We start from the raw sequence: 11,913 nt of genomic DNA on the forward strand, positions 1-11,913 counted from the left end.
AGAGATTATGGCGGGAGCCTTCTCTCCGATTTAGGTAAAGTCCCTTCTACAGCTTTTTCCAAAACATTGCCAGAAGTAACTGCTCTTGCACCTTGAGTCATTTTTATCCTGATTATCTTCAAAAGGTTTCCTGATTTTAGGATTCCCTGGAAGCAACAGTAAATACTTAGGTTATATAAATTTTGAGAGATTTCCTCATTTCCAGCTAGAGGCTGGAAACGATGTTTTAACAGGGTTTTGGCTGAAGTTGACATGTATAGGCAGTGCCGTGTTATCTCACCGCATACGTGTCAACTTAACGTGAAAGCCATCCTAGAAGCAGCTTTTAGATATTGTCTCGTTCCCAGTCTCCAACTGGGAATGCCATCCTTGGGGCTGCCGCCTCTCTTGCTGGCGGCAGAGCCGCCAGGAGCAGCATTTCCAGCCCAGAGGCTGGAAACGAGATTTGAAAAGGCTTTTAGCTTAAGTTGACACCAATGATCTCACCGTAACTCCTATATACTTATTTTTGAAGGTTCATCCTTTTGAATTCATGCGTCCCCGCCAGAACATCTCGGAAATATTTTCGACTTTCATCCAATTTGAAGCCGATCGCTTCAACTGTTGGATATATGATGCCAAACTACGGCGCAGTATCCAAAATTGCTTGGTACAGATATTAGAAACGAAACACTCAGAAAATTTTTGGGCGATTTACTGGCATAAGAACTGGCAAAATCAGCCTAACTCTCTAGCTGAAGCGCATCTATCGGCTTATTTGCAAGAGACTTGTTATTGGTCAGCGCAAAGGACGATCCCTCAAATTTCTAGTGTGCAGTGCACCTTGTCTGACTGTTTTCAAATAGCGATCGCAGAAGTGCCAAAAATTCTCAAAGCCTGCGATCCTGACCAAAAAGCCACCCTGAAAAGCTACAGCAATGTGGCTTTTGGCAATGTGATTCGGGATGCTTTGCGGCAAAAACAAGAAATAGATTTTTGTAACGATTGGGCATTGCTGCTAAAGTTGAGCCGCAAGCGACTACAGCAATCATTACAAAATGCTGGGCTAACAGATGAAACTATTGCCCGTTACCTGTTAGCTTGGAAATGTTTTGCAGATGGTTACATTTTGGGTAAATCGCCAGGAGTGCGGAAGTTACAAAGACCTGATCAAGATACTTGGGAAGCGATCGCTCAACTCTACAACCGCGATCGCTTAACACAACTCAACCCATCAGGGACAGAATGCAACGCCCAAACTCTCGAAAAATGGCTACTGTTATCCGCCAAACATGCACGTTCTTATTTATATCCTGTGGTTTCTTCACTCAACGCCCCTAAAACAGGTCAAGCAGACAGTGAATTACAAGATGATTTACCAGATACTACTCAAAATGAATCTTTACTCGCAGATTTAATAGCCAGAGAAGAAGCAGAGACTCAAAAAAACCAACAACAAGAAATCCATAATCTATTAATTAATACTCTGGCAAAACTCTCTCCCCAATCACAACAATTGCTGCAACTCTACTATCAGCAAGGACTTACTCAACAACAAATTGCTAAACAACAGCAAATCCAGCAATATCAAATATCGCGGCAATTGGCTAAAACGAGAGAATCTCTACTACTAGCGATCGCCAAGTGGAGTCAAGAAACAATGCATATTTCTCCAACTTCCAACGTGGTTAAACATATTAGTGCAGTATTAGAGGAATGGTTACAAAATTATTTCAGTAATTTGGAACCTCACTCCTCAAAGGAGCAGTAGCTATGTCATCTTTTTGTGTTCCTCCAACTCAACTGTGGTTAGAGGTGTCTCCTGAAGTTCAAGACCAATCTTGGCAGCAAAGCCAGTCTAGTGTTAGTCCCCGTGGTCGTTGGAATACTTTTCTGAATCAAGTATGCCTCAGTACTTTTCTGCCTTGGTTGCAAGCAGAATATGCACCAGAAGCTACTATTGATACACTTCCAATAACTTGGGAATTTGTCAACGGCACTGCTATAAATCTAGATACAAAACGCTTGGTTCTAATTCCAGATAAAAGCTTAGAAACTAGAGAATTTTCTGTACCACAAGAATGGATAGATATTCCTCAATGGGCAGGAGATTACTACTTGGCTGTACAAGTCAGTCCTGATGGTGAGTGGATGAGAATTTGGGGCTATACCACCCATGAGCAATTAAAAAATCAAGGTAGCTACGATTCCCAAGAACGGACTTACTCTTTAGATGCTAATCAAATGATTGAGGATCTAAATGTGCTTTGGGTAGTACGTCAACTGTATCCTGAAGAACAAACACAAACTGTCATCGCTCCTTTGCCTGTTTTATCAGCTGCTCAAGTAGAAAATTTGTGGCAAAGATTAGCAAGTCCGACAATTACGAATCCTCGCTTGGAATTGCCCTTTGAAATCTGGGGAGCATTGTTAGATAGGGAAGATTGGCCACAAAGGTTTAGACAGAAACCAGCACTTGTCAACTTGCGTCACTGGTTCCAAAATATAGTTGCAGATAGTTGGCAAACAATAGAAAACTTTTTGGGTACACAGCCAGATTTCGCCTTTAGCTTTCGTCAGGTTAATGATTTGGCTCAACAATCAATCCAACGAGTTAAGGAAATTGAGTTACCAACTAGCAATCAAGCTGTAGTGTTAATGTTGACATTAACCACAGAAATAGATAATAAAGTAGGAATCCGTGTTCAATTGTATCCCAAGGAGCGCAATTTTTATTTACCGATAAATATTAGCTTGGCATTGATTTCTGCTTCTGGAGAAATTGTGCAATCAGTGCAAGCACGGGAAACAGATAACTCGATCCAACTCAAAGGCTTCCGATGTCCTGAAAATACAAGTTTTAGTCTTCAGGTTGGTTTAGATGATTTCAATTTCACACAAGAGTTTATCAGCTAGTTTTAGAAATTAATCGCCATGAGTAAACTGATCGTCCTAAACTTAGGAAAAGGAAACTTACAGCAAGGGTTTTCTACGGTCATTGCTCAACTTTGGCAAACTGATGTTCCTACTCCGATGCAATTTACAGGTGGATTACCTGCTGCACCACAATTGGAACGTCTTTATCAACGTTGGCAACAAATGTATACAGCTTTGTATACTAGTTTGGGTTGGCGCAGTCGCAACATTGCAGACTTTGAAATTGATGAAGAAGACGTTACCCATATTTCCCAAGCGGAGTTTGACAACCTCTCTCAAGAATTACAACAAAATCTGAACACATGGCTGAATAGTTCCCTGTTTCTGAATATTGATCGGAAGTTGCGGACTCAACTCTTACCGAACGAGGAAATTCGTTGCATTATTACTGCTGAATCAGATCAAGTTTTGCAGCTTCCCTGGTGTCTGTGGCATTTTTTTAATGATTACCCCCAAGCAGAAATTGCCTTGAGTCCGCCAGAATATGCCCGTTCTGTGAAAACAAATCCTCAAAAAACTCAAGGTAAAGTCAGAATCTTAGCAATTTTAGGCGATCGCCAGGGCATCGATCTCGAAAAAGACCAAAATTTACTTCGGCAATTACCTAATGCTGAACTCAAGTTTTTAGTCGAACCCAACCGTTCCGAACTCACAGAACAATTATGGAAGTCAGGTTGGGATATTCTTTTTTTTGCGGGGCATAGTTCCAGCCAAGGTAAAGGACGAATGCTGCTGAATTCTGGCGAAACTTTAACTATTGACCAATTAAAGTATGGTTTACAAAAGGCGATCGCTCAAGGGTTACAGCTAGCAATTTTTAACTCTTGTGATGGTTTGGGATTAGCACAAGATTTAGCTGATTTGCATTTACCCCAAGTGATTGTCATGCGCGAACCCGTACCAGACCGGGTAGCACAGGAATTTTTGAAGCACTTCCTGGCACTTTTTTCTCAAGGAAAAACTCTGTATGCAGCCGTGAGAGAGGCCAGAGAAAGATTACAATCTCTAGAACATGATTTTCCCTGCGCCACTTGGTTACCTGTCATTTGCCAAAACCCAGCAGAAATTTCGCCAACTTGGCAGGATCTGTGCGGTCAGAGGTTGGGTTTATATCTGCCACGTCCGAATCTAAGGCAGTTACCACTGGTTTTTTTTAATAGCTTAAGTGTTACTTTAATTATCGGATTAATCCGGTTATTCGGTGGGCTGCAACCACTAGAACTAGAAGCATTCGACCAATTAATGCGACTGCGACCCAAAGAACAGCCAGACTCGCGGCTTTTGGTAGTAACTATCACCGACCAAGATATTCAAGCCCAAGGACAGGAACCGCGCCAAGGTTCCTTATCCGATAGGTATCTCAATCTCCTGCTAGCCAAACTGGAACAATATCAACCAGCAGCTATTGGTCTAGATATATACCGAGATTTTCCAGTGAGTGCCAACCAACCAGAACTAGCCAAGCGGATGCAACAAAGCGATCGCTTAATTGCAATCTGTAAACGTGCTGACCCAAAATACGACCCCACAGGCATTTCGCCCCCACCGGAAATACCAGAAACACGGCTAGGTTTTAGCGATTTTGTTGAGGACAATGATGGTGTACTCCGCCGTCATTTGTTGGCGATGACTCCCAACCCGATTTCGTCAAGTTGTACTCCGGCTTCTGCCTTTAACGTGCAGCTAGCATTTCTTTATCTGAAAAAACAGGGAATTATAGCCAAATTTACCCCAAATTGGGATTTGCAACTGGGAAATAAAACTTTCCCACGGTTACAAAATCGGACTAGCGGTTATCAGTCGATAGATGCCCAAGGCAGTCAGATTTTACTAAATTACCGTTTTTCGCCCTCAGTGCAAGCGATCGCACCTCAAGTTACCCTCAGCCAAGTCTTGAACGGACAAATTAACCCAAATGCCTTGAAAAACCGGATTATTCTGATTGGTGTCACTAGTAATAGTAGTAGCGATTACTGGTATACACCCTATGGTAAAAACCCTTCAGAAATCATTCCAGGCATAATCATTCAGGCACAAATGGTCAGTGAAATACTCAGTGCCGCTTTAGACCAAAGACCCATGTTATGGGTTTGGAGTCAATGGGGTGATATTTGCTGGATTTGGGGTTGGTCTTTAACAGGTGGTCTACTAGCTTGGTATCTTCGCAAAATAGCTTACGTCAGTATTGCTGTAACCGTAGCATCAGGTACGCTGTTTGGACTTTGTTTAATCCTGTTCACTCAGGGCGGCTGGATACCCTTAGTACCACCGATGATGTCTTTGCTACTTAGTAGCACTATATTTATCTCTATCAGCAAAAAATTACAGAAATTGTAGAGAACGGAAGTGTAGTAATAAATTAGGTATTAATCTTCAAGAATTAAAAATCCTAATAAATTACTTCTGCGATCGCTAATTAATTTCTTTTATGAAAAAATTACTTTGGTTTCACACTGCCACCCTCATCCCTGCACTGACCTTAGGCATTTTTGACATACCTGGAAATTTGACTGTACAGGCTGAAACCTTAACATCAACAAGCGAAATCAGGTATGTTGCGCCAAGAGTGCAGGAAAAGCCAGGAGAACCGACAGGAAGGCGTAGAGGTGGAGGTAGTCGTGGTTCCTGTAAGCAGTATGAGACTTTGACAGCTTTAGTACCTACAACTAAAACAGGTACAAAAGATTTAGTTTGGGGACAGTCAGCATCTCAAACCCCAACATTTTGGTTCTTTGTGCCTGATAAATTAACTGCAAATGTTCCTGTAGAGTTCGTGCTTCAGGATGAAACAGATAATTATGTATATCAGAAAAAATTTAATCCTTCACAAACATCGGCGGGAATTATCAGTTTAGCAGTACAACCTACATCAACTCTAGAGGCAGGTAAAACTTATCGTTGGACTTTTTCGATTTATTGCGATCCTCAGAAGCCCTCTGCGGCCGTTTATGTTCGAGGTTCAATGACACAAGTGGCCCTCAACCCATCATCGCAACAACAACTTGAGGCAGCTAAAACACCGTTGGCAAGGGCTACTTTTTTTGCCAAACATGGTGTCTGGTATGATGCCTTAACAACTTTAGGAAAACATTTACAAAGCACTAAACACAAAGATCCAAAAATTGCATCAGCTTGGGTTGAGCTACTCAAACAGGTAGATTTAGTTAAGTCTGATACAGATGCGATCGCATCCTGCTGTATTACCAAATAATTTATCGGCATCTGCCAATAAACATTTCGAGAAAAGTTTGCCACATATACTTTCATCCTTGCGGAAGAGGTAATGTATCGCCAAGACAATTGTCATGGCAATAGGGTAATGTACAAGCGCTCCGAGATAGTTATGGAAGGAACTAACGAGCTTAACAGAAGTAGGGATGTCTACATGAAAAACACACAGGGGAACACATTCAGTTCTGAAATGACTGATGAAGATTGGTTTAGCTTAGGAAAATCTGATGCCTGGGCTGGAAAACCCAAAATTTCACCAGAACAAAATTCTCAAGCGGCGAGTATGTATGACTTAGGTTACAGCGAAGGCGAAATTCAACGTTCACCAACTGAAACTAGAAAGGCTCCTTAGTAGTCACAAATCTTCAGAAGGCAGGAGACAGCGATGCCTACGGTTCTTACTAGTACACTGCGGCGTAAATTCAGTTAGGGTATAATACCAAGTTGTGATAGATAGTATTATTTGCTTGAAAGCTAGTCCAGCAGAGCTTAGACGTTAAAGAATACTAACTTTGGCAACTTGGTCGAACACCGCTCACTGGAGAAAATGCTACAGATATTCAATTAAGTATTCCTGGGATTTTTGCAACTACTAATACTCATAATATAGTTCTCACTTATTCTAAAGCTAATATCCAGGTATATGTAGACAATGTGCAAAACTTTTACTATTTTAATTTACTTGAATTAATACCGAAAGAGCAGAAAATATTGTACTATGCACTAACCTTTATTCCTTTAGGAATTTGCTTAACATTTCTAACTATTATCGCCAGAAAAAAATTAAATTTTTACAGGCTGTTGCTTCCTAGTGGGATCTTATTACCTTCTCTAATATTAGAAAGTATTTTGGTAATTGATACTCACAAAAGTATCAGTTTGACAAATATATTAATTGGAATATTTTTTACAGGCGGCACTATGCTGATATTAAAGATAAGAGCTTCAGAATTGCTTAAAAAGCAATTTTAAAATGAATTTTTTGCTGTAATTTGAGTCTTTTTGAAATTTTGAATGTGTTGAAATGTGTCGAGAATTTACACCACCGTATCTAACGGTGTAAGCCACACATAGCACTCTATGGTAAGTTTAGGCATTTATCCAATCGCATGAGCGATCACCGATGGTGGGCGGAACGCCATCGCCTGAAAGCAATGGTTTAAAGCAGCTTAGACTTTTATTGCATGCAAATTGTAACGACGCTGTGATATGCTGACGTTACCAAATAAATGCCCTTGTATTGATTCAATAGTCAGCAGGTTCAGTTCATGCCGCAGGCAACTATCTCTTCAGTAGTTTTAAATAGTTGGTATTGTCCACCTTAAGGGACAAACTGAGCCTTGTAGTCATCAAAAGTATTTGTAATTAACTATGCGTGCAGAAAAACAGGCTATTTTATCAGTCTGTAGATTAGTCTGCCTATAGTTTGTCATTCACGTACTAAGCTTCGTACATACTGTTTGATACCAAAATAAGATTCAAAATCTTGATTCAATAGATTATTTTAACAGTTTGAAACAAGACAAACTATTCATATATGGTATCACTCTCCAATCAGTATGAAATAACTACTAATTTGTAGTTTGTAATTATTAAGAGACAAAGCAACTACTGATTGCAATTATGTATATCAGCAACAGATTGCGGCAAGGTAATAGGAATGATTAATTACAAAATTTTATTGACAATTGATATATGTTTAATCTGAATTATGCACTGGCAATTTTATTTTAACTGAGACGCTAGGAGGAAACTTGAACGGAACAATTCTGATGCGAGAATGGTTTTTTAACACTCGACGAGACATTATGGCGGGTGCAGTCGTAGGACTGGCGCTGATTCCAGAAGCGATCGCCTTTTCCATTATTGCTGGGGTCGATCCGAAAGTCGGGCTATATGCCTCATTTATTATCGCCGTCATGACAGCGTTTTTAGGCGGTAGACCAGGGTCAATTTCCGCCGCTACAGGGGCGATGGCTCTGTTAATGATTGATTTAGTCAAAGATCATGGCTTGCAATATTTATTCGCCGCTACCTTGTTAACAGGGTTATTTCAAGTTGTGTTTGGATTCCTGAAACTGGGTCGTCAAATGAGATTTGTACCCAGAGCAGTGATGATTGGCTATATCAATGCGTTGGCGGTGTTAATTTTTCTCGCCCAGTTGCCCCAACTGACGAATGTGCCGCCGACTGTATATGTGTTAACTATCCTTTCCTTGGCGATTATTTATATTCTGCCTCGCTTTACTAAAGCAGTCCCCTCTCCCCTAGTGGCGCTGGCGGTGATGACGATCGCAGCGATCGCTCTCAAACTTGAGGTTCCCACTGTCGGCGATATGGGAGAGTTACCTACTGCGTTACCGAGTTTTGCTTTGCCCCAAGTGCCGTTAACTCTAGAGACACTAAAGATTATCCTGCCTTATTCTTTGACATTAGCGATCGTTGGTTTGTTAGCTTCATTCTTAACCGCTTCATTAGTGGATGAACTTACAGATACCCCCAGCGATAAAAATCAAGAAGCCAAAGGACAAGGCATTGCAAATATCGTTACTGCCTTTTTTGGAGGTATGGCAGGGTGTGGCATGATTGGGCAATCGGTAATTAATGTCCAGTCTGGCGGACGTGGGAGACTGTCAACCCTTGCGTCCGGGGTTTTCCTGTTATTTGCCATTTTGTTTTTGCAAGATTGGGTCAAGCAAATGCCAATGGCGGCATTAGTAGCCGTGATGATTATGGTGTCAATCGGTACATTTCGCTGGGCATCCTTAAAAAATCTTCCCCGCATCCCCCGCACTGAAACCGCCGTTATGTTAACGACGATGTTTGTGACAATTTTCACCCGTAATTTTGCCCTTGGCGTGGTGACAGGCATCGTTATGAGTACCGTATTTTTCTCTAACAAGATTGCCCAGTTAGTATTTGTGGATAAAGTGTTGAGCGAAGATGGTTTGCATCGCATCTATAAAGTAGCTGGACAAATTTTCTTTTTATCAAGAGATGAGTTTTTAGGGTCTTTTGATTTTACAGAACTGGTAGAGCGCGTCACCATTGATCTAACTTATGCTCACCTGTGGGATCAAGGGGCAGTCGAGGTACTCAATAGAGCAGTATTAAAATTTCGCCGCAATGGCGCAGAAGTAGAACTAATCGGATTAAATGAAGCTAGTGCTACCTTGGTGAATAAATTAACTACCTCTTAAAGTCTGATCCTCTCGGCTTTAGGAGTTTTTTTTGTCACTCTTTATCTTTCAACCCTTTAATTATCATGGGCTAAAACCGTAATGAAAAATATTTTACTTTGTACCGATGGTTCTGCTTTTGCGGAAAATGTTTATCGATATGGAGCTTGGTTTGCTCTGCGATTTAATGCTCAAATTCATGTTTTATTTGTCACTGATATTCGCAGCCAAAAAGTAGTATCCACTGGGAATTTAAGTGGTAGTATTGGGCTTGGGGCTTCAGAAAAATTGCTTAATGAATTAGTAAATTTGGAACATGAAAAAACCAAGCTAAACAATCAAAGAGCAAGATTGATTTTACAAAACGCAGCTGCCACCCTAAGAGAAGAAGGCGTAGAAGGTTTTAACGTCAAAAATAAAACAGGCTTCTTGGTAGATTGTTTTCATGAATTTGAAGAAAATTCAGACTTAATTGTTTTAGGTAAACGGGGAGAAGCCGCAGATTTTACATCGGGACATTTAGGGTCAAATGTAGAGCGAATTGTTCGTAGCACGAAAAAACCATGTTTAGTGACCCCGCGTGAATATAAACCTGTTGAAAGAGTTTTAGTTGCTTATGACGGCAGTTTAACAGGGAAGAAAACACTACAATTTTTAGTAAACTCCTCGTGCTTTCAACAATTAGAAATACATCTATTAAAAGTAACTAAAAATGAAACATATTCCAGAGCAGAAAATAGAGTCAATGAAGCTAGACAGATTTTAGAATCAGTAGGTTTTAATCTTATTTATGCCATTAGAGAAGGTGAAGCAGAAGAGGTTATTAAAAAATATATTAATGAGCAAAATATCAGCCTTTTACTGATGGGAGCGTATGGGCATAGCCGCATTCGTCATTTAGTAATTGGTAGTACGACAGTTCAAATCCTCAGAAGCAGTAATATTCCTGTCTTGTTGTTCCGTTAAGAGGTGGTTAATCAAAGTGATTGTTCATGACTTTAGGTTTTCATTAATCTCCCTGAGTCCCCCTTAAATATTTGATTGTCGATTTAGATGAAGTTCCTGTACTAGGCATAACTTCTCCTTTGGCGCTTGAAAATGCGATTCTAGAGGCCATTGATGCAGGACGGCAAGTGATAGTTGTTGGGGCAACAGGAAAGGTGAAACATCGCTTAGAAAAGTTGGGGATTGCAGGTTTAATTCCCGGACACCACTGGATGGGCGATCGCTTGACTGCACTTCAAGAAGGTTTAACTATGGCAGGGCGAACGCATCTTATTTACTAATAAAAACTAAAAAAGATTACAAAATGACATAGATAATTGCAAAAATTAATAGAACGATAAGCAAACTAAATCAAATATGTTCTCAAAAGATGAATTAGGTTATCTTCATTTGAATGACTATTCATAAATAAGAAAATAATTCAATTATGGAGTATATAAAAGCATGTTTACCTAGAAGACAATAAATCTTTCATGTGAAATATTCGACTCAAGCTTTGATGTACTATTTTAAGCTAATGCTAAAACTCTTAGTAAATAGTTGTTATCCATCGCCGCAAGGAACTGTTTATTTTTGATTCCTCGTTTCACCCGCTTCTCTTTACTTAAAAGGTTGACTGCAATCTGCCGCAATAATGCAAAATTCTGTGGTGCATTATCTTTTCTAATTCGACAGTCATCTTCTTTTAAAGCTACATCTAATATCCAATGTAACGAATTTTCTATCCCCCAATCACTACGAACTCCATTCGCAAATTGTTGAGCGTTTTCTTTAAGACTACTGATAAAATAACGAGTCTCAACTGTTGTTTTACCATCCAATAAACGGACGGACTCTACCATGCCAACACTATTAAAGTTTGACCAAACTGAATCTGGGTCAAGCTGAGACTGAATTTGGGATAACATCACGTAGTGGCGAATTTCATGACGACCATGCCCCGTTTCCTCTGTTTTATATGTACTATGTTGAAGCTCTTCAAAACCCGTGCCTATCCCTGACCTAAATAGTTTTTCTACTTCATCATACAGATTACCTTGGTTCTTTTTTAAGGTAATTACGTAATCTACGTTTTGCTGTGTGATTAACTTCACAATTTCTTTCTGGCAACCAATTGCATCAATCGTTACAATACATCCAGATAGTTTTAATACCTTTAATAATTCTGGAATTGCTGTTATTTCATTTGATTCCTCATCCACCTTTACCTGTCCCATCACTAATTTAGTTGTAGTTGCCCAAGCACTGGTTGAGTCGATGGGGGATGTTATTCCCCGCACCTCTCATTTAGATCCGTGTGTACCGTAGGGTAGGTAGCCAGCGAGTTACCAGTATTGGTACTTTTCCAACCACCCCCCTCCAAACGAAGCATGACCGTTTCCGTATCACTTCGCTTTCCAGTAATCAAAACGTTTGAGAGTTTCACCATCGTAGCGTCCGTATTGGATTTTCTCGTGGCACTGACGACAAACCACAAGGGTTTTTCGTTTACGTGCTGACATTTTGACCATCCATTCTGGACGTTCTTTACATCTATGAAGCTTAATGTCTGCTAGTTTACGGATATGGTGGACTTCAATAT

The 11,913-nt window shown here is 40.3% G+C and carries 10 protein-coding genes and 1 pseudogene; 9 read left to right on the top strand and 2 right to left on the bottom strand.

Translation table 11 applies throughout. From position 1 onward, the window contains the following. Positions 1-300 precede the first annotated feature (300 nt). From F8R90_RS18010 to F8R90_RS18050, 9 genes are all read left to right on the top strand, one after another. Positions 301-471, top strand: coding sequence for a hypothetical protein (locus F8R90_RS18010; protein WP_196511856.1), 171 nt, complete (start codon positions 301-303; stop codon positions 469-471). Positions 472-532: 61 nt separating this feature from the next. Further along, positions 533-1,750, top strand: coding sequence for a sigma-70 family RNA polymerase sigma factor (locus F8R90_RS18015; protein WP_196511857.1), 1,218 nt, complete (start codon positions 533-535; stop codon positions 1,748-1,750). Between the two features lie 2 nt (positions 1,751-1,752). Continuing rightward, positions 1,753-2,895 carry a DUF1822 family protein gene (locus F8R90_RS18020; protein WP_196511858.1) on the top strand — a complete coding sequence of 381 codons (1,143 nt, stop codon included), beginning with the start codon at positions 1,753-1,755 and terminating at the stop codon, positions 2,893-2,895. An 18-nt stretch (positions 2,896-2,913) separates the two neighbouring features. Continuing rightward, entirely contained in the window at positions 2,914-5,253 is a 2,340-nt protein-coding gene (locus tag F8R90_RS18025; RefSeq protein WP_196511859.1) for a CHASE2 domain-containing protein, read from the top strand. A 91-nt stretch (positions 5,254-5,344) separates the two neighbouring features. After that, positions 5,345-6,127: a DUF928 domain-containing protein gene (locus F8R90_RS18030; RefSeq protein ID WP_196511860.1), complete on the top strand. Its 783-nt coding sequence runs from the start codon at positions 5,345-5,347 to the stop codon at positions 6,125-6,127. A 174-nt stretch (positions 6,128-6,301) separates the two neighbouring features. After that, a complete protein-coding gene (locus tag F8R90_RS18035; protein ID WP_196511861.1) occupies positions 6,302-6,499 on the top strand; it encodes a hypothetical protein in 198 nt (65 codons plus the stop codon). A 1,456-nt stretch (positions 6,500-7,955) separates the two neighbouring features. Further along, positions 7,956-9,347, top strand: coding sequence for a SulP family inorganic anion transporter (locus F8R90_RS18040; protein ID WP_196511864.1), 1,392 nt, complete (start codon positions 7,956-7,958; stop codon positions 9,345-9,347). A gap of 81 nt (positions 9,348-9,428) precedes the next feature. After that, a complete protein-coding gene (locus tag F8R90_RS18045) occupies positions 9,429-10,292 on the top strand; it encodes a universal stress protein (RefSeq protein ID WP_196511862.1) in 864 nt (287 codons plus the stop codon). Between the two features lie 71 nt (positions 10,293-10,363). Beyond that, complete coding sequence (locus F8R90_RS18050) at positions 10,364-10,612, top strand: STAS domain-containing protein (protein WP_230966410.1); 249 nt, start codon at positions 10,364-10,366, stop codon at positions 10,610-10,612. A gap of 228 nt (positions 10,613-10,840) precedes the next feature. Here the strand turns inward: F8R90_RS18050 and F8R90_RS18055 are convergent. Together F8R90_RS18055 and F8R90_RS18060 are read right to left on the bottom strand one after the other, a co-directional pair. After that, a pseudogene (locus tag F8R90_RS18055) lies at positions 10,841-11,590 on the bottom strand (ISAs1 family transposase); the annotation flags it as partial. 126 nt (positions 11,591-11,716) lie between these two features. Then, the coding region (locus tag F8R90_RS18060) for an HNH endonuclease (protein WP_196508844.1) at positions 11,717-11,913 on the bottom strand (197 nt) is incomplete at its 5' end.

Source organism: Nostoc sp. NZL, from assembly GCF_015714705.1.
Taxonomy (GTDB): Bacteria; Cyanobacteriota; Cyanobacteriia; order Cyanobacteriales; family Nostocaceae; genus Nostoc; species Nostoc foliaceum_A.

Excerpts from the sequence above, each read along its gene's own strand:
- F8R90_RS18015 (WP_196511857.1), top strand. The coding sequence starts at position 533 with ATGCGTCCCCGCCAGAACATCTCGGAAATATTTTCGACTTTCATCCAA.
- F8R90_RS18020 (WP_196511858.1), top strand. The coding sequence starts at position 1,753 with ATGTCATCTTTTTGTGTTCCTCCAACTCAACTGTGGTTAGAGGTGTCT.
- F8R90_RS18025 (WP_196511859.1), top strand. The coding sequence starts at position 2,914 with ATGAGTAAACTGATCGTCCTAAACTTAGGAAAAGGAAACTTACAGCAA.
- F8R90_RS18030 (WP_196511860.1), top strand. The coding sequence starts at position 5,345 with ATGAAAAAATTACTTTGGTTTCACACTGCCACCCTCATCCCTGCACTG.
- F8R90_RS18035 (WP_196511861.1), top strand. The coding sequence starts at position 6,302 with ATGAAAAACACACAGGGGAACACATTCAGTTCTGAAATGACTGATGAA.
- F8R90_RS18040 (WP_196511864.1), top strand. The coding sequence starts at position 7,956 with ATGGCGGGTGCAGTCGTAGGACTGGCGCTGATTCCAGAAGCGATCGCC.
- F8R90_RS18045 (WP_196511862.1), top strand. The coding sequence starts at position 9,429 with ATGAAAAATATTTTACTTTGTACCGATGGTTCTGCTTTTGCGGAAAAT.